This window comes from Paenibacillus sp. FSL R5-0345 (genome assembly GCF_000758585.1).
In the GTDB taxonomy this organism is placed as follows: Bacteria; Bacillota; Bacilli; order Paenibacillales; family Paenibacillaceae; genus Paenibacillus_AQ.
In genome coordinates, this window is the sequence record NZ_CP009281.1 from 6,206,741 (window position 1) to 6,227,655 (window position 20,915).

Genomic DNA, 20,915 nt, shown 5'->3' on the forward strand with positions numbered 1-20,915 from the left:
CGACCTTCACCAGACCCTCTCTGCACGTGGATAAATTTTACAATATATAATTTGAAAAAAGACGCCTTCAATGCGCCCACGGCGTTAAAGGAGTCTTTTGGTGCAAAGCTGTTCAGTTTAGTTCTTTCGTTAACTTAACCAATGCATCACCATGGCATAGTCAGAGATTATAAAAACCAGCAAACTAACCGCTCCGAAACCAATGGCGAACTTGTTCTTCTGCGGAGCTCTCAGCAACCGAATGACTCCGACCAAAATTAGGATGGTGAATAAAATCATAAAAACATCAAAGGTATGAAATTTAGACGGTCCTTGCGCGGCAACTTCTGCAAGTAGCATTACCTTACCTCCTCAAAAATGTTGTCAAGCAAGATCCAGTATTCCCCATATCCTCTTCTATGTTATCGCTACCATTTAGGCGATGCAATAGGTTTTGTAGAAAAATTATGTATTTGTCGCAAAAAATATCTTTTTTTACTGCAAAATCGGATAAATTAATGATTTTGTTCATTGACGTTTGGTATTTTATTGTGTGGACAACGCAGACTGGACAGATTGTGTTCTGCTCTATAAAGGTAATTAAATGAAGTTGGTTAGTGTCTTTGAAATGATTTAACAGCATAGAAATGAGATAAAGATTATTAATTTGAACTTCAATCTTAGCTTTCAGAGCTTAGAGCTTTTATGGATTAGGGAATTGCTCCTTAAAAATCATGAGAATACTATCTTATTGAACAAATCCTCCCGATCAATAGGGGGATTTTCCCTAATTTGAGCTTAAAAGCTGCAAACATCAAGTTTTTTAGGGAGGTTTTCCTCAATCTAGTAACCGGAGCTTTTGATAGAGTTAAATGTATAATTTTTTCAAAGGACCGTTGGACCTGCTGTTCTTCTATTACCCATTAAGTATACTTACAGCAACAGCATGCTCCTCACTAAATCTTACGACGGACATGCTCTACATATGCCTATCTCGTCTATTATTTAGTTTTCTTTTTATAGGAGTTGTACAACATTTACTAGAAAACTTACTTCAGATAAGTTGTTTTTGAAGCTTGAAGTAATTTTACCTGGCAATTGTTTTCCCAAAATAATGATCTTGGACAACAAACAATAAGGCCACGGCGAAATGCCGTGACCTTTATTATTTGGTAGTTATACCATACAGTTGTTTATGGCTTAAGTGGTTTCCGCCGTCTCAAGCATAAGAGCTTTGGTACGCTCTGTATCACGAATCAGAACCGGCTTCAGATACTTACCTGTGTAAGACTCCGCAACGGTAATAAGCTTCTCTGGTGTTCCTGTTGCCAGCACAGTTCCGCCGCCACTGCCGCCTTCAGGTCCCATATCGATGAGATAGTCCGCGGTCTTAATAACATCCAGATTATGCTCAATGACAAGTACTGATTCTCCGGAATCCACCAAGCGATGTAATACTTCTAGTAAACGACCAATGTCATCCACATGCAGGCCTGTTGTAGGCTCATCCAAAATATAGAGTGTTTTTCCGGTACTACGACGGTATAGCTCGGAAGCCAACTTCACGCGCTGCGCTTCACCACCGGATAAAGTAGTACCTGGCTGACCAATCTTAATGTAACCAAGACCAACATCCATCAGTGTTTGCATTTTACGATGAATACGAGGAATATTCACGAAGAATTCTGTAGCATCCTCTACCGTCATCTCCAGCACATCAGAAATATTCTTCCCTTTATACTTCACCTCTAGTGTTTCCCGGTTATAGCGCTTGCCCTTACATACTTCGCAAGGAACATAGACGTCCGGCAAGAAGTGCATCTCAATCTTGATAATTCCGTCCCCACGGCAGGCTTCACAGCGTCCGCCTTTTACGTTAAAGCTAAACCGTCCTTTTTGGAACCCGCGCACTTTAGCTTCATTTGTCTTCGAGAACAGATCACGAATGTCGTCAAATACACCCGTATAGGTTGCTGGGTTAGAGCGTGGTGTACGCCCAATTGGTGATTGGTCGATTTCAATAACTTTATCGAGATTTTCCAGTCCCCGAATTTCTTTGTGCTCACCAGGTCGAACCTTCACAGCTTTATTCAATTGACGCGCCAAGCTCTTATAAAGAATCTCGTTAATCAGTGAGGATTTACCCGAACCCGATACCCCTGTTACCGCAGTAAAAACACCTAATGGAATCTTCACATTCACATTCTTCAGGTTATTCTCTTTAGCACCACGGATTTCAATCCAGCGATCATCAGTTGCGCGACGCTTAGCGGTTACCGGAATAAACTTACGACCGCTTAAATACTCACCCGTTAAGGAATTCGGATCATTCATAATTTCTTCCGGCGTCCCTTGTGCCATAACTTGTCCACCATGAATACCTGCACCGGGACCGATATCAATAATATAATCCGCTGCCATCATCGTGTCTTCGTCATGCTCTACAACAATCAGCGTATTCCCTAAGTCACGCATATGCGCAAGGGTTGAGATGAGGCGATCATTATCCCGCTGATGCAGTCCAATACTTGGTTCATCCAGAATGTACAATACACCCATTAAGCTTGAACCGATCTGAGTCGCCAACCGGATACGCTGTGCTTCACCACCAGATAGTGAGCCTGCTGCGCGGCTAAGTGTCAAATAGTCTAATCCGACATTTACCAAGAACCCAAGACGATTACAGATTTCTTTAAGAATGAGATTGGCGATAGCTGTCTCTTTCTCACTTAACTTTATTTCTTCAAACCAATGCTGACAGTCACCAATTGAGAGATCGGTAATATCCGAAATATTTTGTTCGTTGATCGTAACCGCTAAAATTTCTTTCTTCAAACGTTTACCCTTACAGACATGACAAGGCTTAGCACTCATAAATCCTTCGATAAATTCACGAATACCGTCAGATGCGGTCTCCCGGTAACGACGCTCCAGATTCGGAATAATCCCTTCAAAAGCAACCATCGCATCTTTCTTTTGTCCAAAATCATTCTCATATTTGAAGCGTACCTTCTCACTACCTGTACCATGCAGTAGTTTATTCATATGATCAGGTGATAAACTGCTCACTGGAACGTTCTGTGGAATATTAAAGTGCTCACACACAGACTTTAGAAATTGCGGATAGTAATTGGAGGTACTTCCGGTCCAAGCTAAAAAAGCACCCTCTTCAATAGATTTCTCAGCATCAGGAATAAGCAGGTCTGGATCGACCACCATTTTCATACCAAGACCATCGCACTCCGTGCAGGCTCCGAATGGACTGTTGAAAGAGAACATACGCGGTGCTAATTCTTCAATACTGAATCCACACACCGGACAAGCAAAGTTAGAGCTAAAGAGAAGCTCTTCCTGCCCGATAATATCCACAAGGATTTTACCACCCGAAAGCTTCAGGGCCGTCTCCAATGAATCTGTAAGGCGTGTCTCCATATCATCTTTAACGACAATCCGGTCAACAACAACTTCGATAGTGTGTTTTTTATTCTTCTCCAACTCGATATCTTCAGACAGATCTCGCAGTTGTCCATCCACACGTACACGTACGAAGCCTTGCTTGGAGATATCTGTGAAGAGCCCCTTATGTTCCCCTTTACGTCCTGAAATGATAGGCGCCAGGATCTGCAATCGTGTCTTCTCTGGATACTGCATAATCCGGTCTACCATTTGTTCAACGGTCTGCGAAGTAATCTCAATTCCATGCTCTGGACAATGAGGGTGACCGATTCGCGCGAAAAGCAACCGCAGATAGTCATAAATCTCAGTTACCGTACCTACTGTAGATCGCGGATTACGACTTGTTGTCTTCTGATCAATAGAGATCGCCGGGGACAATCCGTCTATGGAATCCACATCCGGTTTCTCCATTTGACCCAGGAACTGACGAGCATAAGCGGACAAAGATTCAACATAACGCCGTTGTCCTTCTGCATAAATGGTATCAAATGCAAGCGACGACTTACCTGATCCGCTCAGTCCCGTCAGCACGACGAAACGGTCACGTGGAATCGTCACATCGATGTTTTTGAGATTGTGCGCCCTCGCGCCTTTAATTACAATATTATCGTTCGCCAACGGAACCTCTCCTTAATGAATCTAATATCAAAGCTTTATCAAAAGCGTTTTCGATCCCTCCCAAACCCTCCCTTCCAAGGGAGGACCCCAAGGGTTGCACCCTCTGGACACCCGCATTTTTTGGTGAAGGAGGTTGGGGGGACGGGACTTAGTGACTACGGCGTTCAGATCGCTTATCCCTAGAGGACCGCTTGGACGTTAGGCGCACACTAGCTAAGAGCGGAAAGTGCGAGATTACCGCAACTGCTATAACGTTGCGGAACGCTGTCCCTACGGGATGCGCGTAAGTGCCAGAAGCGCTGTGGAACGCTGTCCCTGCGGGATGCGCTAACTACACAGGGCACTGGGATGCGCGTCCATCTATTTATTCAAAAAGAACGGCCTGGACAGCACCGTTCATTACATATTTTAAATATCAGTGATGCGTTTATCGTTTGTTACTCGGCCCGAAGCTCCAGCAATGCGTCACGCAGCTCTGCTGCGCGTTCGAATTGCAGGTTCTTCGCTGCGTCCTTCATCTCAGCTTCCAGACGCTGAATCAGACTTTGTTTCTCTTTCTTATTCATCTTGCCACCAACACCCGTAAGGTAATCCGCTTTAGACTCGGCAACCTTGGTTGCCTCAATGATGTCACGCACCTTTTTATTAATGGTGGTTGGGGTAATACCGTGTTTCTCATTATGGGCGATCTGGATGGCGCGACGACGCGATGTTTCGCTCATCGCTTTCTCCATCGAATCAGTGATTCGATCACCGTACATGATTACACGACCCTCGGAGTTCCGGGCCGCACGACCAATCGTCTGAATCAGCGAGCGTTCGGAACGAAGGAAGCCCTCTTTATCAGCATCGAGTATGGCAACCAATGATACTTCTGGTAGGTCAAGACCTTCTCTTAGCAGGTTAATCCCTACTAAAACATGGAATGTACCGAGACGAAGATCACGTAAGATCGCCATCCGCTCCAGCGTTTTGATATCAGAGTGCATGTAACGAACCTTAATTCCTATTTCCTTAAAGTAATCCGTCAGATCCTCCGACATCTTCTTCGTCAACGTGGTGACGAGTACACGTTCATCCCGTTCCACCCGTTCGCGAATTTCACTGATCAAATCATCGATCTGCCCCTCTGTAGGACGAACCTCAATGATTGGATCTAAAAGACCCGTTGGCCGGATAATCTGCTGCACCATAGTATCACAGTGTTCCATTTCATAGGGTCCAGGAGTCGCAGAGACGTATATAATTTGCTTCACCTTTTCTTCGAATTCTTCGAATTGAAGTGGACGGTTATCCAGCGCAGATGGCAAACGGAAACCATGCTCTACCAGCACCGTCTTACGCGCACGGTCACCGTTATACATCGCCCGAATCTGCGGAAGCGTTACATGGGACTCATCAATAATGATCAGCATATCATCCGGAAAATAATCCATTAATGTATACGGAGTTGCCCCAGGTTCACGGAAGGTCAGCGGTCCGGAATAGTTCTCAATCCCCGAACAGAAGCCCACTTCCTTCATCATCTCAATATCATAACGTGTTCGCTGCTCCAGACGTTGAGCTTCCAGAAGTTTACCTGCGTCACGAAGGACTGTTAAGCGATCTTCCAACTCCTTCTCAATGTTGACCAGTGCCACTCGCATCGTTTCTTCCTTGGTAACAAAGTGAGACGCCGGAAAAATAGCGACATGATCGCGTTCCCCGATCAGTTCACCCGTCAGCACATCAATCTCAGTGATTCGCTCAATTTCATCACCGAACAATTCGACCCGAATGGCATGCTCACCCTGAGATGCCGGGAAAATCTCAACCACATCACCACGTACACGGAAGGTTCCGCGTACAAAATTGATATCATTACGCTGGTACTGGATATCCACTAGTCTGCTCAAAATCTCATTTCGAGGCTTCTCCATCCCTACCCGCAATGACAAAAGCAAGCTTCCGTATTCCATCGGCGAACCGAGGCCGTAAATACAAGACACACTCGCCACAATAATAACGTCACGCCGTTCGAACAAGGAGCTCGTTGCGGAGTGGCGCAATTTATCAATCTCTTCATTAATACTGGAGTCTTTCTCGATATAAGTATCGGAGGAGGGAATATACGCCTCTGGTTGGTAATAGTCGTAGTAGCTGACGAAATAGTCTACCGAATTATGCGGAAAAAACTCCTTAAACTCACTCGCCAGTTGGGCAGCCAAAGTCTTGTTGTGCGCAATAACTAGCGTTGGGCGGTTTAATTTGGAAATGACTTGTGCAACGGTAAACGTCTTACCTGTACCCGTCGCGCCCAGCAGCGTCTGGTGCTTCTTGCCCTGCCGGATGCCTTGTAGTAATTCCTCTATGGCATGAGGCTGATCGCCCTGGGGTGTATACTCGGACTCCAATTCAAAAGTCTTTGTACTGACGACAATATCACTCATTTGCCCGTCTCCCCTCTATCGTCTAAACTAGATTAATATATTATAATTGTTGTCTGAATGTTCTCTCTCCATACGATGGCAAGCTAAACCGCCTTTGGCGTCTCTAAAAGACGTTAAGCGTTTGTGCGAGAATTATAAGGGTTAAAGTATAACGTGAAACTTATACTTCCTTATAATCAAAAAATATGGAAGATAAGAATATGTGTTCCCGTTCATTATACAGTGTTGATGAAATCGATGCAAACCATAATACATAGAAATGTTAGGAGCTTAAAGCATGGATATCACCTCAATAATCGGCCTATTGGCTGGACTGGCTGCGTTAATCGGCGGCTATCTCTGGGAAGGCGGAAGCCTCTCAGGTCTGCTGCAGCTTAATGCAGCTTTGATTGTCTTCGGAGGTACAATTGCCGCCGTTATGATCAGTTTCCCGGCATCTAAGCTACGCTCCATCCCAACAGCACTGCGCATGGCCTTCGGCAGCAACCCTGATCGTGATTTAGAAAAAGCAGAAGAACTCATTTCAATGGCAACCGTGGCGCGTCGCGGCGGTGTGTTAATGTTAGAAAAACAAGCAGAAATACATCCAGATCCTTTTACACGCGAAGGTCTACTTCTGATTGTCGACGGCACTGACCCTGAACAGGTTAGGCAAATTCTTGAACTGGAAATGGACGCTAAGGAATTGAAGCATGAGAGCTACGCCAAAATTTTTGAAGCCGCTGGTGGGTATGCTCCTACAATGGGAATTATCGGGACGGTGATGGGTCTCATTCGTGTGCTAGGCAACCTTACAGACCCTTCAAATCTGGGCACTTCTATCGCAGTTGCATTTACCGCAACACTGTACGGTGTCGCTATCGCTAATTTAATATTTTTACCCATCGCTTCCAAAATTAAATCCCGCAGTCAAAGTGAGTTACATAGTATGGAAATGCTGCTTGTCGGCATTCTTTCTTTGCAGAACGGAGATCACCCCTTGCTCGTTCGTAAAAAACTAAACTCATTCATCTCAGACACGGACACGAATGACCGCGCAGAAACTAGAGGTCTTCTATGAGACAAAGAGACCGGCGAAAGCGGCGTGTAGAGACTCGGGAAAGCCGCGACCGCTGGATGATTACTTATGCTGATCTAATTACACTTTTGCTTATATTTTTCGTTATATTGTATGCGATGAGCAGCCTGGACACGGACAAATATAATATTGTGACGGGTTCGTTATCCGAGACCTTCAAGTCTGGAAGCACTGTTCTTGACGGTGGGAATGGCATTTTAGATGCCGGGAAGACAACTGAGAGCAGACAGAACAGTGTGGACGGGAATGGTAGGAACGCAGCTGCAACTGCGAGACCGAATGATGGATCTGCTGAACAAACGGAGAACGAAGCACCTTCGGCACGTGAGCTGGCATTTCGAGAACAAGAGGCAAAGCTTGCTGAATTAATGGGTGTGATCACCCAATATGTCGAGGCAAATAATCTCGGAGAACAAATATTTGTTGCTGACAAACCACAAGGGATAGAAATCACCCTCAGTGACCGTTTTCTCTTTGATGCGGGTAAAGCTAATTTGAAATCTCCAGCCTATCCTGCCCTTCAGCAGTTGTCTGGTTTATTCAAAGACATCGGCGCAAAGATTAGCATTGAAGGACATACCGATAATACGCCAGTATCTTCGGCTTCGCACTACAACGACAACTGGGAGCTATCAGGTGCTCGTGCGCTGTCAGTGCTGCGCTTTTTCTTAGATCATGAGGGGTTGAATCCCGACAATTTTCAATACGCGGGTTATGCTGATACCCAGCCCACAGCGGAAAACATATCAGCAGCAGGTAAGCAAAAGAACCGCCGTGTAGAGATCATTGTGCTGCGGCAGCTTCAAGAAGGTGAGTAAGTTTAGAACTAATCAATTATTGATAATTAAGCGTTAAAAATTGCAGCATAATAACAATTCAGAAACTGCTTAAAAACACTACCATAATAGAACCGCCACACTAAATACGGAAAACCTCCCTAATTATTTACTTATTATCTTATTCAGGCGCGTAATTAGGGAATTCCTCCCCGATTATTACTCTTTTTCGTCGGAAATAGTGGTTTTACCGAGAATTTTAAGGAGGAATTCCCTAAAAATCATATTTTCGCGCTAAAAACGTCTAAAATCAGGGAGGTTTTCCCTCATTTCATATCAGTAAATTTGATTCCAAGAAAATTTCCACAATTTCCAACAGAATCGAAGATCTAACACAAAGTTATCCGAAGCTCCCATAAGAAACACCAAACAGCAAGTCCCCAAATCACAGAAACTTGCTGCTACAAAAATCACACGCAATGAAATTAATATACAGTGAAAAACCTTAATTACTCTCCTACCAATGCTCGGTATCCGGCTGCATCAAGCAGACCTTTTACAGCATCGGCATACTCTCCGTCTACTTCAATTTCAAAAATCCAACCTTCGCCATACGGCTTATCATTGATCAGCTCTGGACTTGCTTCTAATCCGTCATTAATCTTGGTAACCGTCCCAGAGACGGGTGAATACAATTCCGATACAGTCTTAACGGATTCGATACTACCTACGCTGTCACCGGCTGAAATGGCCGAGCCCACTTCTGGAAATTCCACAAATACGATATCGCCTAACAAATGCTGAGCATGATCCGTAATCCCAACACGTACTACGCGTCCTTCCACTTGCTGTGCCCACTCATGCTCTTCGCTGTAAAGAAGGTTATCTAAAACTTCACTCATTTCAAGCCGCCTCATTTCCAAATTGGAATTCTAAATTTAGTTATAGCCTAAGTGATCCCAGAGCATAATGTCAATATTACTAACAGTAAAATAAATTTGTCGTTTTTTTGACTTTTTCTTGTTGACAGCGCCCTCCTATACCCGTTTAATGGAGACATACAAGAAGAAACGACGTTGTCGTCTTTTTATAGACGATAACCGTTTCTCGAAGAAATATAAGGATAATGTATAATGTGAAACATATACTTTCTTATATTTGAAACAAATACAGTTGCGGATGATGGCATAGGGAGAGACTGTCTCACTTGAAGACGGCGCCGAAGGAGTAAACCCTAACAGGGTGAATCTCTCAGGCAAAAGGACCTTTGTCGGACGTATCTCTGGAGAGCATCAGACGCAGGGCGAAGGTGCGTCAGGTCACCAACGGGGAAACTTGCAGGTTAGTTACGCAGGGTAACTCTCAGGTACAAAGGACAGAGCAGAAAGCGATTAGTGCATTTATGCATGATTGCTTCTGCCTGTCCTTTTTTCGTATGTAATCAGATCAAGGGGAGTGACGACATGGATGCTTTGAAAAGAACGCCTTTTTATGAGCTCTATTCCGCTTATGCGGAATCCAGATGCATTGATTTTGGCGGCTGGGAGCTGCCAGTACAATTTACAGGTATCGTGAAGGAGCATGAAGCCGTTCGCCAGCAGGCTGGACTGTTCGATGTATCGCATATGGGTGAATTCATGGTGATCGGGAGCGGTGCAGAAGCCTTTTTGCAAAAGATGACGACTAACGCTGTCAGCCGCCTCACCGATGGTGCGGCACAATATACGCTGCTCTGTTATCCAAACGGCGGAGTTGTAGACGATTTACTCGTGTATCGACTAAGCGAGGGTCGTTATATGCTCGTCGTTAATGCCTCCAACATCGATAAGGACTTTCAGTGGCTACAGGAGCATCTGACCTCTGAATTCGGTGAAGTCACACTCACTAATGTCTCCGACGAGACGCTTTTACTTGCCTTGCAAGGTCCGCTGGCAGAGACTATACTCGCGAAAGTTACTGATGCTCCTATCTCAGCCCTCAAGCCTTTCCACTTCATCGAACACGCTACCGTCTGCGGTGTAGAAGTATTGATCTCCCGTACAGGTTATACCGGTGAAGATGGCTTCGAAATCTACGCTTCGCTGGATGGTGCAGGAGCATTATGGAACGGGCTTCTTGCTGCGGGTGCTCCTCATGGATTAACACCTGCTGGCCTGGGCGCACGGGATACCCTGCGTTTTGAAGCGAAATTGCCGCTGTACGGTCAAGAACTGTCAGCTGATATCACGCCGCTTGAAGCAGGATTGCAGTTCTTCGTGAAACTAGACAAAGCAGACTTCATCGGTCGTGATGCGTTAGTGCAGCAAAAAGAAGCCGGTCTTCCCCGCCGCCTTGTCGGCCTGGAAATGATTGATCGAGGTATTCCGCGCTCCCATTACCCCGTCTATGCAGACGGCGTTAAAATCGGAGAGGTCACAACCGGAACACAATCGCCAACGTTGAAGCGTAACTTGGGATTGGCTCTGCTTGATACAGCTTATAGTGAAATAGGCACAGAGGTTTACGTAGAGATCCGCGGCAAACAGCTTAAGGCTGTCGTGATTAAGGCCCCTTTTTACAAGTATAAACGTCTTTAGCGTCCATATAAGGACGGTGAACTTTTAAGCGAGAAATAGAAGGATAAAGTATAGCCTGAAAATTGTACTTTCTTATATTTTAAAAAAAGCCAAGGAGTGAAACCTTAATGAAGCACCGTTATCTGCCCATGACTGCACAGGACCGCGAAGAGATGATGGAAGCCGTCGGGATTCAGTCCATAGATGAGCTGTTCTCCGATATTCCTGAAGCCGTCCGTTATCAAGGCACTATGCCGATGTCTGAACCACTCGATGAATACGCCCTGCTTCGTCACATGAAAGGTCTGGCTGACCGAAATGCCGACTTTGATTCTCACGCCAGCTTCCTCGGCGCCGGATTATATGACCATCACATCCCTGTGGTGATCAACCATGTCATTTCCCGTTCTGAATTCTACACTGCCTACACTCCTTATCAACCGGAGATCAGCCAAGGTGAGCTGCAAGCGATCTTCGAATTCCAATCCTATATTTGTGAACTAACCGGTATGAAAGTAGCTAATGCCAGTATGTATGATGGCGCAACCGCATTATCCGAAGCAGCCGTCCTCGCAGCTGGTGCTACCAAACGCAAAAAAATAATCGTCTCCCGCACCGTTCATCCTGAAGCACGTCAAGTACTACGCACATCGGCTAATGCCTGGGGTCTTGAAGTGGTGGAGATTGACTATAAAGACGGAGTTACCGATCAGGCGATGCTTGCTGAAGCCATTGATGGAGATACCGCTGCAGTACTGATGCAATCGCCTAACTTCTTTGGCTGCATCGAAGACCTAAGCTCCGTTGAGCCGCTAATCCATGCGGTTAAAGGATTGTTCGTCGTCAGTGCAAATCCGATTGCTCTTGGCGTACTTGAAACACCGGGTAAGCTTGGAGCCGACATCGTAGTCGGTGATGCTCAGCCACTCGGTATTCCAGCCTCCCTCGGTGGTCCAACTTGTGGATTCTTCGCCGTAGCGGAACATTTGATGCGCCGTATGCCGGGCCGTATCGTCGGTCAAACCGTTGACCGTAACGGTAAACGCGGCTTCGTTCTGACACTTCAAGCTCGCGAACAGCATATTCGCCGTGAAAAAGCGACATCGAACATTTGCTCCAATCAGGCGCTGCTAGCTCTTTGCGCATCCGTCTATTTGTCCGTTATGGGCAAAGAAGGTATGCGTGAAGTTGGTGAGTTGAACATTCGCAAAAGCCATTACGCCGCTAATAAACTTAGCAGACTAACAGGTACTGAGCTTACCTTCTCCTCCCCATTCTTTAACGAGTTTGTCGTGAAGCTTCCTGAAGGAAGTAGCGTGAGCGCAATTAATTCCAAGCTGCTGAAGGAAGGTTATCTCGGCGGTTATGATCTGGGCCGTGATTATCCTGAACTTTCTGGACAAATGCTGATAGCCGTTACGGAAAAAAGAAGCAAAAACGAAATCGATCAATTCGCTAGCGCACTGGAGGGCTGTTTATGAAACCGGAGCAAAGTCTAATTTTTGAATTAAGTCGTCCCGGCCGTTCGGCCTATTCCTTGCCACTTTGCGATGTGCCGCAGGAAGAGAGCATTGAAACGCTCATTCCGCAAAACCTGCTACGTAGTGAACCCGTCGTACTCCCAGAAGTATCGGAAGTGGATGTCATTCGCCACTACACTTCGCTTTCACGCCGTAACTTCGGTGTAGACAATGGCTTCTATCCGCTAGGTTCGTGTACGATGAAATACAACCCGAAGATTAACGAAGATGTTGCACGCATCGTAGGCCTAGCTAAAATCCACCCGTATCAACCGGAAGAAAGTATTCAGGGCGCACTGGAATTAATGTATACCCTGCAAAATGACTTGTCCGCATTAACCGGCATGGATGCTGTATCTTTACAGCCAGCCGCAGGTGCGCATGGTGAATGGACCGGTCTCATGATGATCCGCGCCTACCATGAAAGCCGCGGCGAGACCCGCACGAAGGTTATTGTGCCAGATTCCTCGCATGGCACCAACCCTGCCAGTGCTTCAGCAGCAGGACTTGAAACGATTACGATCCCTTCCACGGATAAAGGGATGGTTGATCTTGAAGCACTGAAAGCAGCGGTCGGCAGCGATACAGCCGCCCTGATGCTGACTAACCCAAGCACACTCGGCTTGTTCGAGACCCAAATCGTCGAGATTGCTGAGATCGTGCATGAAGCAGGCGGCTTACTCTATTACGATGGAGCCAACTCCAATGCTATTATGGGCATCACCCGTCCAGGTGACATGGGCTTTGACGTTGTGCATTTGAACTTGCATAAGACAATGAGTACCCCGCATGGCGGCGGTGGCCCTGGAGCCGGACCTGTAGGTGTAAAATCCATTCTGATTCCGTTCCTACCACAACCAACTGTGGTGAAAAACGAAGATAGCAGCTTCTCACTCGACTTCGGCGGACCTGAATCCATTGGACGCGTGAAAGCTTTTTACGGAAACTTTGGTATTCTCGTTCGTGCCTACGCCTATATCCGTACCTATGGTCCAGACGGACTGCGTGAGGTATCGGAAAATGCTGTGCTGAATGCGAACTATATGATGCATCGCCTGGCGCCATATTTTGAAATCCCATATCCGGGTGTATGTAAGCATGAATTCGTAATGTCCGGCAAAAATCTCAAGCAATATGGCGTTCGCACCTTGGATGTTGCCAAACGATTACTCGACTTCGGCTACCACCCGCCAACCGTGTACTTCCCATTGACGGTAGAGGAATGCATGATGATCGAACCGACGGAAACCGAAAGCAAAGAAACGCTCGATGGCTTCATCGATACGATGATCCAGATCGTGAAAGAAGCGCAGGAGACACCGGAAATCGTAATCAACGCACCGCATACCACAGAGATCAGCCGATTGGATGAGACACAGGCAGCTCGTAAACCGGTATTAAATTGTTCTTGCGGTTAAGTTCTCTATATTAACAAGTAACAATAAACAAGGCTGAAGCCAGGTGTTTAACACCTGGCTTCAGCCTTGTTTATCTTTTATCAGATAGCATTCTTGTCCTAATAGTAAGGAACAACGGCGTGGATCAGATTTACCTGAAGTGCCTTTAGGACCCAGCAGATGCTATTCGTCCATTTACTGGCTTATTGAGTTACTATCGGACTCCTGAGTCCGATGCATCATTGGAGCAACAAAAAGAGCCATGATTCACACTTCGTTCCGAGAAGAGTTCATAAACAGGAACATCCCAACAGCCTTATCATAGCCGTTGGGACACCCTATTCCTCTAATCGATATTACGCACCATGCGTCGGAGTTTCAGCTTTCACCACGCCTTTGCGCTCCTTAGCAGATTTACGGAAGTAGAACAGTTCGTAAATCGCTGGAACTACAACCAGCGTAAGCAGTGTTGCCGCAGTTAAACCGCCGATGACTACAATCGCCAAGCTTTGTGAGACGATGCTGCCCATCTCGGCATGGCCGAACAGCAGCGGAGTCATGGCGCAAATGGTGGCGATAGCTGTCATCAGAATCGGACGCATCCGTGTTCCGGCCGCTTCCAAAATCGCTTCGCGAATACTCATATGCGCTTCATTCTGCTTAATACGGTCGATAAGCACAATCGCATTCGTGACGACGATACCAATCAACATTAACGCTCCGAATAAAGCGGTAAAGTCAGGCGTTACACCAGATACAATCAGTCCAACAATCGCACCAATCGCAGCTAGCGGCAAGGAGAACATGATTGCCAGCGGAGCACGAAGGGTTTTGAAGGTGAGGACCAGGATCAGATACACCAACCCGATGGAGATCAGCGCTGTCATACCAAGGTCAGCGAAATCCTCTGACTGATCAACCGAGGCTCCGCCTGCAAACAGAGTCACACCCTTTGGAAGGGTAAGACTATCGGTTTCCTTTTTAATACTCGCCCCGATTTCAGACACTTTCTTCGGATCAACTTCCGCTGTTATTCTCGCATATGGCTTTCCATCTTTATGGAACAATAAGGCTGGTTCATTCCGAACCTCATAGGTTGCGAGTTGGGACAGTGGCTTTGGACCTTCAGCAGTCATAAGCGTCATTGCCTTTAAATCCTGCTCCGACTTCGGCTCAGCCATAGGATCCAACACTACTCCTGCAGGCGTACCGTCCAGCTCGATCTGCCCCATAGGGATCGGATTCAGCATAGCCGACAATTGCATGGTAATTTCTTGTGCATTTGTCTGAGCCGGATCTACCTTAAATGAAAATACTGGTTTGGTATCCTCCATATTGCTGCTGACCTTCTGAATACCCTCCACAGTTTTCAACTTATTCGTAACTTCAGCTGCAACAGCAGTAATATCTGTAAGATTATCACCCACGATATCAATATACTCGCTGGTAGAGCTTGAACCCATCATACTCATCTCGTTGGCAACGAGTGTTGCTCCAGCGTAGGAATCCTTCACATCACGAACATAATTGATGAACGCCTCAGCATCCGCACCTTTTTTCATAACAACGGTATAATCCACCAAGGTCTCCGAGCTGACAGTTCCCCACTGGGCCGCATCCGCACTGTTCCCTGACTGCATGATCACCGTTTCCGCTTGTGGCTGTTTCATCAAATCTTGCTCTAACTGTTTTCCTTTTTCCAAGATCTCTTTAACAGGGACATCCTTAGGATAATTTAATTGAACAGAGACATAGCTGGCATCTGAAGCATCAAGCGCACCTTTTGGCATAGTTACATAAGCTGCGATTGAGCCAATCAGAAGAAGAAGACCTAGTGATAAAGTGATCCATTTCCGGCGCAGATTCCAATCTAGGAATCGGGTGAACCATTTAGATGGCTCGTGCTCTTTCATTGAAGTTCTTCTCAGCAGCCATGAGCCTAACAGCGGAACCACCGTCAAAGCTACAACGAGTGAGGTTAGCAATGAATACGTGACCGTTAAGGCAAACGGCAGTAGAAAAGCCTGCAAACTACCACGCAGAAGACCCATCGGCAGAAATACCGCTACCGTTGCAATCGTCGATGAAGTAATCGCTCTAGCCACTTCCCCGGTTGCGCTTATAATCATTTCACGGGAGAAGGGTTCTTTTTGCAGCCTACGGTAAATGTTCTCGATCACTACGATACTATCATCCACCAAGCGACCGACCGCAACAGCTACACCTCCGAGTGTAATGATATTCAGACTTATGCCGGATATATCAAGCAGATATAGGGTAACTGCTAAAGAAAGCGGGATAGAAACCGCCGTAATCAGTGTTGCCCGCAGGTTGCGCAAGAACAACAGAATCACGATCGTAGCGAACAACGCGCCGAGTAATACTTCACGCATCATACTGTTCACTGAAGTAACCACCATATCTGATGTGCTGAATACCACCGCTGCTTCCGCGTTTGGAATGGTTTTGTTAATATGAGCTATGGTATCCTGAATATGATCTCCAACACTCACTGCATTCGCATTTGCTTCTTTGGTCACTATGGCGAAAAGAACATCTTTCCCATTCGAGCGGCTAACGCTTTCTTGATCTTGCTTTAATTCAACGGCAGCGATATCCTGTAGCTTAACGCCCGCAGAAACAGGGAGTTTTTTTAACGTATCGATACTATCTATCGTCGAAACCACGTTAACGTTACCTGTCTGGCCACCAATCGTCTGCTCCCCAAGAGATGCTGAGACATTACGTCCTTGAAGTAACCCTAGGACTTGAGGTGTTGTAATTCCCTTCTCAGCCATTAATTTTGGATCTAGCTTCACTCGCACTTGCGGAGTAACTTTACCATATAAGGCGACGTTAGCTACACCTTCTGCTTTTTGCATTTCCGGTATGATCGTTTCTTCCGCAAGCTTAAGGTTTTCTTTGGTCAGACCTTCGTCAAACGAAAGAGTAACCTGTGACACTGGAATCATGGAAGTATTCAATTGAAGTACAAAAGGCGCCATTACCCCTTCAGGGAACTGCAACGAATCTACAACCTTTTGGACCTCCCCAGCAGCATCCTTCATATTTGTTTTTGAATCATAAAAAATATTCACCTGTGCGTATCCGTCTCCGGAAGTGGACAGTATTTCTTTCTTCCCCTTAACAAAAGCGGCCCCAGCCTCAATCGGCTTCGTAACCTTCGTCTCCATCGCATGGGCATCCTGACCCGGCCCAAGCACCGTAACAGTCACTTGAGGATTATCTGCCTCCGGCATAAATTCCATCGGTAGCGAAGTATAGCTCATCCCTCCCACTACAAGAGCCATGACCACTAAAAGCCCCACCGCAGCCTTGTTACCGAACGACCATTTGGTTAACCATTTCATTTTCGTTTCCCCTTCCACCCCATATATTTCTGGTACTCCTCTTATGACTGCCTCATTATGTATTATTTTCCATCCCGAGATTTAGTTTAGACATTTTTGGCCGAAGTCAAAACAGCCCTACGGCTGGTTTTATACTCCGTCTTAAGGCGGGGACCTTCTCCTTCCGAAGTACAGGACGTTAGAGTTGCAAAAAAAAAGGGTGCCCCATGAGCCATGTAAATGGCTTTGAACTGCACCCCGTCAAGTAGACAGTACAAAAAATAAAAGTAGTTTAAGCGGCCTTAGTCCTAAATTCAATGGGACTGAGGCCGTTTAATTTTGCCTGTAACCGTTCGTTATTGTAAAAGTGAATGTAGGTATCAATATCTGTTTGGAGTTCTTCAAAGGTCTGGTAGGTATGTAAGTGGTACTTCTCACATTTCATTGTTCCCCAGAAGGATTCCATCGGCCCATTGTCAATGCAACAGCCTACTCGGGACATGCTTTGCTTCAGTTGTGAATCGTCCAGCATCTTCTTAAAATGCAGAGAGGTATACTGGAAACCGCGGTCGCTATGGAGTAAGGTTCGGCTCTCCGGCGCTGCCTGTAATGCTAATTCCAGCGTGTTAAAAACTAGCGAATTATTATTGGAATGGCCCAGAACGTAAGCAACAATGGAATTGTCATACAGATCTTTTATTGCACTTAAATACGCCTTCTTACCCTTGCCGTATTTGAATTCAGTTACATCCGTTACCCATTTTTGGTTTGGAGCTTCCGCCTCAAAATTACGGTTTAGCACATTCTCCGCGACCTGCTGAGGCGTGGAGCCTACATACTTCTTTCTCTTTCTGCGGATGACAGACTGGATACCTTGGCGTCTCATGAGTCGGTATACTCGTTTTGCGTTAATAGATTTGTTCATTTGTCTGCGCAAATGCAGGGTCAATTGACGATACCCAAAGGTTCGTTCCACCTTCTCATACAAGAGAAGCATAGCCTCTGTCAGTTTCTCGTTTTCGGTCTCTCGGGAACTAGGTTTGCGATTCAACCATTTATAGTAACTTGACCGTGAAATCCCTACGATGTCACACATAAGTCGAATGGAGCAAGACTGTTCCTGTTGAACGGCTTGAATGGCCAGGTAGATGTTCTCCTGGCGAATGGTTCTTAACGTCTCCTCCTTTCGAGTTCCTCTAACTTTTTTAGAAAAGCATTCTCCGCACGCAGGCGTGCATTCTCGTACTCCAGCTTTTGCATCGCGAGTTTGTGGCGAGCTGCTTCCGTAAGTTCTTCGGGCGCTTTAGTACGTCCTCTGCCGTCACGTAACGCCTCTTCACCGCCTGCTTCGTACTTCTTTACCCAGCTATATATTTGTTGGTAAGACACGTGGAAATGGCTTGCCGCCTTCGTGTAGTCTTCTCCGTTCGAAAGGCAGTACAGCACGATATCTATCCGTTCCTGCCAAGTGGTTACGCGTCCTTTGGTCATAGCTTTAGATCCTCCTGAATGAGCTGTTAAGCTGTTGCTATGACCATTATACTTCCTAATCCAGTTGGCGAGTTGGGTTGAACTTGCAATCTTATACTTGCAGATGATTTGGTTTTGTGACAATCCTCCCTCGAGATAATCCTTAACGGCATGGAGTTTAAGTTCTGCGGAATACGTACGGTTGTGGCTTCGAACTTCCAGCCCTTCGTACCCATACAATTGATAACGTTGCCGCCACTTCACTATAGAGTTTTTGGATAATCCATACTTTCGGGCCGCAGCTTTCAAACCAATGTCGCCCCGTTCAATTTCTTGGAGAACCGTTAATTTTTCGAGTGCCGTATACTTCTTTTGTTCCATAAAAATACTCCCCATACAGCAGCAGGTTTTTATTATTTCGCCTGTCTACTATATGGGGAGCATATCACTTCGGGACACCCTTTTGCTATGATTTTTATTTTTCTCCCGCGCGTACTGGATCACGGAACATATATTTTAAGAGCGGCGGTGTTACAAGTGTAGTTACAATGACAACAATAATTACGGAAGTAAAATACTGCTGCTGTAACAAGCCGCTTTGCAGACCTGTTGCCGCGATGATCAACGCAACCTCACCCCGCGAAATCATCCCTGAACCAATAATAAGCGACGAATGGTTATTAAAGCCTGTAAGACGCGCACCCAGACCGCCACCAAACAACTTGGTCAGAATGGCGACAACAGCCAGCAAGAGCACGAACCCGATTTGACTGCCAACCCCTTCAAAGGAAACATTAAGTCCGATACTTACAAAAAAGACCGGAACAAAAATCGAGTACGCTATAGGCTCAAGCTTGGTTTCCACCGTATGTTTAAAAGAGGTTTGAGATATAGCAATCCCAGCCGCAAAAGCACCGATGATGCCTGCCATCCCCATAATTTCAGCAAAATACGCGAACGCAAAGCAAATCATTAGCGCCGCTGCGATAACAGCCTCCGTCACCTTTAGCGGAGCCATCCATTTCATAACCCGAGGCACAACGAACCAACCCACAACAAGCGCTACAGCGAAGAACAATACTTTTTTCGTAATCAAAAGACCAATGGACACTGATTCTCCTGTGCCGAAAAAGCTCATTAATACAGCGAGCAAAATAACAACCAGAATATCATCGACTACAGCGGCTCCCAGAATGGTAGAACCTTCACGTGTATTCAACTTATTCATATCCTTCAGTACCTGAACCGATATGCTGACCGATGTTGCACTAAGAATGACGCCCATAAACATAGCATTATGATAAGCAAAACCAAACATTTCTCCAATGGCGAATCCACCTAGAAAAGGTAAAATAATACCTCCGACGGCTACTGCGAAAGCTGATTTCCAGTTTTTGCGCAGTTGATCCAGATCCGTCTCAAGCCCAGCGATAAACATTAATAATAGAACACCGATCTCCGAAAAATAATGAATAAACTCTCCATTCTGAATCCATCCCAGTACGGCAGGGCCCAGTATAATACCGACAATTAACTTACCCAGTACCGACGGTTGTCCCAGTCGCACAGATAAATCACCAGCTAGCTTGGTGAATAGTATAATCAGCATAAGATATAGCACAAACTCCATGTTTCATCCACTCCCTTGTTGTATATAAGAACTGCCAACCAGGGACATCCCAAGCCAAAAAAAGACAAAGAGGAGCCCTTGTTGACAGGCTCCTCCAAAAAACAAAAAATTATTCAATTTAACATTATTAAATATATTATAACCGTAATATAAAAGACTGTAAACAAGATACGCCGATAATATACAATATGCAAATTTTAGTTAATAAAGAATCAGCTCACTATTTTAGATAGAACACTTCGTTTAAGGGCTGCATCGGCACCTCATTATTGAAATCAAATGAGCCTTCAACCATCTTTGAAGTAATGGCATTCCATCGGTTGCAGGCGTCACTTTTAGCAATGTAATCGAAAGCCGCTTCAGTATCCTCACATTCAAAGCAATAAAAAAACTGATTGCCATTCTGAAAGATAGAATAGTTAGAAATACCAGCCTTACTGTGCTCCTCCAAAACTTCTGGCCAAGGATTTAAATGCATGGCTACATACTCTTCCAGACATTCTTCCTTCACCCGCCATGTCCAAGCCAATTTATTGCTGCTCATCTGTTCATCCTCCTAGAAATGCCCTCTATTGTACATAATAAGAATCAAATACATTTGATACCTATTATTGTACCTGAAGGAAACAGGTCAGGCTATGAATATCTAACATTCCA

13 protein-coding genes and 1 riboswitch are annotated in these 20,915 nt (G+C 45.6%); of the genes, 5 read left to right on the forward strand and 8 right to left on the reverse strand.

Going from position 1 to position 20,915, the window contains the following annotated elements:
* Positions 1 to 129: 129 nt before the first annotated feature.
* From R50345_RS27505 to uvrB, 3 genes are all read right to left on the reverse strand, one after another.
* A complete protein-coding gene (locus R50345_RS27505) occupies positions 130 to 339 on the reverse strand; it encodes a DUF2759 family protein (protein ID WP_042131279.1) in 210 nt (69 codons plus the stop codon).
* 840 nt (positions 340 to 1,179) lie between these two features.
* On the reverse strand, positions 1,180 to 4,053 hold the full coding sequence (uvrA, locus tag R50345_RS27510; protein ID WP_042131280.1) for an excinuclease ABC subunit UvrA: 2,874 nt from the start codon (positions 4,051 to 4,053) through the stop codon (positions 1,180 to 1,182).
* Positions 4,054 to 4,490: 437 nt separating this feature from the next.
* Positions 4,491 to 6,482 carry an excinuclease ABC subunit UvrB gene (gene uvrB, locus R50345_RS27515; protein ID WP_042131282.1) on the reverse strand — a complete coding sequence of 664 codons (1,992 nt, stop codon included), beginning with the start codon at positions 6,480 to 6,482 and terminating at the stop codon, positions 4,491 to 4,493.
* A 277-nt stretch (positions 6,483 to 6,759) separates the two neighbouring features.
* Between uvrB and R50345_RS27520 the strand changes: the two genes are divergently transcribed.
* Both R50345_RS27520 and R50345_RS27525 read left to right on the forward strand, forming a co-directional pair.
* Positions 6,760 to 7,542 carry a flagellar motor protein gene (locus tag R50345_RS27520; protein ID WP_042131284.1) on the forward strand — a complete coding sequence of 261 codons (783 nt, stop codon included), beginning with the start codon at positions 6,760 to 6,762 and terminating at the stop codon, positions 7,540 to 7,542.
* On the forward strand, positions 7,539 to 8,378 hold the full coding sequence (locus R50345_RS27525) for a flagellar motor protein MotB (protein ID WP_042131285.1): 840 nt from the start codon (positions 7,539 to 7,541) through the stop codon (positions 8,376 to 8,378). The genes R50345_RS27520 and R50345_RS27525 overlap by 4 nt, the downstream gene beginning before the upstream one ends.
* Positions 8,379 to 8,845: 467 nt before the next feature.
* Here the strand turns inward: R50345_RS27525 and gcvH are convergent, their stop codons facing one another.
* Positions 8,846 to 9,238, reverse strand: a complete 393-nt coding sequence (gcvH, locus tag R50345_RS27530; protein ID WP_042131286.1) for a glycine cleavage system protein GcvH — start codon at positions 9,236 to 9,238, stop codon at positions 8,846 to 8,848.
* A 277-nt stretch (positions 9,239 to 9,515) separates the two neighbouring features.
* Positions 9,516 to 9,613, forward strand: a riboswitch (glycine riboswitch).
* A gap of 186 nt (positions 9,614 to 9,799) precedes the next feature.
* Between gcvH and gcvT the strand changes: the two genes are divergently transcribed.
* The 3 genes from gcvT to gcvPB all read left to right on the forward strand — a co-directional run bounded on the left by gcvT (position 9,800) and on the right by gcvPB (position 13,829).
* A complete protein-coding gene (gene gcvT, locus R50345_RS27535) occupies positions 9,800 to 10,912 on the forward strand; it encodes a glycine cleavage system aminomethyltransferase GcvT (protein ID WP_042131287.1) in 1,113 nt (370 codons plus the stop codon).
* 107 nt (positions 10,913 to 11,019) lie between these two features.
* Positions 11,020 to 12,372 (forward strand): aminomethyl-transferring glycine dehydrogenase subunit GcvPA, encoded by a 1,353-nt coding sequence (gcvPA, locus tag R50345_RS27540; protein WP_042131288.1) that lies wholly within the window; start codon positions 11,020 to 11,022, stop codon positions 12,370 to 12,372.
* A complete protein-coding gene (gene gcvPB / locus R50345_RS27545; protein ID WP_042131289.1) occupies positions 12,369 to 13,829 on the forward strand; it encodes an aminomethyl-transferring glycine dehydrogenase subunit GcvPB in 1,461 nt (486 codons plus the stop codon). The genes gcvPA and gcvPB overlap by 4 nt, the downstream gene beginning before the upstream one ends.
* Before the next feature lie 335 nt (positions 13,830 to 14,164).
* On the opposite strand, the gene R50345_RS27550 is transcribed toward gcvPB, so the two are convergent.
* The 4 genes from R50345_RS27550 to R50345_RS27570 form a co-directional block, all read right to left on the reverse strand.
* Positions 14,165 to 17,179, reverse strand: a complete 3,015-nt coding sequence (locus tag R50345_RS27550; RefSeq protein WP_042131290.1) for an efflux RND transporter permease subunit — start codon at positions 17,177 to 17,179, stop codon at positions 14,165 to 14,167.
* A gap of 271 nt (positions 17,180 to 17,450) precedes the next feature.
* Positions 17,451 to 19,009 (reverse strand): IS3 family transposase gene (locus tag R50345_RS31020; protein WP_139328618.1). Its coding sequence is split into 2 segments (ribosomal slippage): positions 17,451 to 18,376 and positions 18,376 to 19,009, totalling 1,560 coding nucleotides; the frame shifts between segments, so codons are not numbered across the junction.
* Between the two features lie 94 nt (positions 19,010 to 19,103).
* Positions 19,104 to 20,258, reverse strand: a complete 1,155-nt coding sequence (locus R50345_RS27565) for a cation:proton antiporter (protein ID WP_042131291.1) — start codon at positions 20,256 to 20,258, stop codon at positions 19,104 to 19,106.
* A 220-nt stretch (positions 20,259 to 20,478) separates the two neighbouring features.
* The gene (locus tag R50345_RS27570) at positions 20,479 to 20,802 is read right to left on the reverse strand and encodes an L-rhamnose mutarotase (RefSeq protein ID WP_042131292.1); all 324 of its coding nucleotides are present in this window, start codon (positions 20,800 to 20,802) and stop codon (positions 20,479 to 20,481) included.
* Positions 20,803 to 20,915: the final 113 nt, after the last annotated feature.

Excerpts from the sequence above, each read along its gene's own strand:
- gcvPB (WP_042131289.1), top strand. The coding sequence starts at position 12,369 with ATGAAACCGGAGCAAAGTCTAATTTTTGAATTAAGTCGTCCCGGCCGT.
- R50345_RS27520 (WP_042131284.1), top strand. The coding sequence starts at position 6,760 with ATGGATATCACCTCAATAATCGGCCTATTGGCTGGACTGGCTGCGTTA.
- R50345_RS27505 (WP_042131279.1), bottom strand. The coding sequence starts at position 339 with ATGCTACTTGCAGAAGTTGCCGCGCAAGGACCGTCTAAATTTCATACC.
- R50345_RS27550 (WP_042131290.1), bottom strand. The coding sequence starts at position 17,179 with ATGAAATGGTTAACCAAATGGTCGTTCGGTAACAAGGCTGCGGTGGGG.
- gcvH (WP_042131286.1), bottom strand. The coding sequence starts at position 9,238 with ATGAGTGAAGTTTTAGATAACCTTCTTTACAGCGAAGAGCATGAGTGG.
- R50345_RS27525 (WP_042131285.1), top strand. The coding sequence starts at position 7,539 with ATGAGACAAAGAGACCGGCGAAAGCGGCGTGTAGAGACTCGGGAAAGC.
- gcvPA (WP_042131288.1), top strand. The coding sequence starts at position 11,020 with ATGAAGCACCGTTATCTGCCCATGACTGCACAGGACCGCGAAGAGATG.
- R50345_RS27565 (WP_042131291.1), bottom strand. The coding sequence starts at position 20,258 with ATGGAGTTTGTGCTATATCTTATGCTGATTATACTATTCACCAAGCTA.
- gcvT (WP_042131287.1), top strand. The coding sequence starts at position 9,800 with ATGGATGCTTTGAAAAGAACGCCTTTTTATGAGCTCTATTCCGCTTAT.
- R50345_RS27570 (WP_042131292.1), bottom strand. The coding sequence starts at position 20,802 with ATGAGCAGCAATAAATTGGCTTGGACATGGCGGGTGAAGGAAGAATGT.
- uvrB (WP_042131282.1), bottom strand. The coding sequence starts at position 6,482 with ATGAGTGATATTGTCGTCAGTACAAAGACTTTTGAATTGGAGTCCGAG.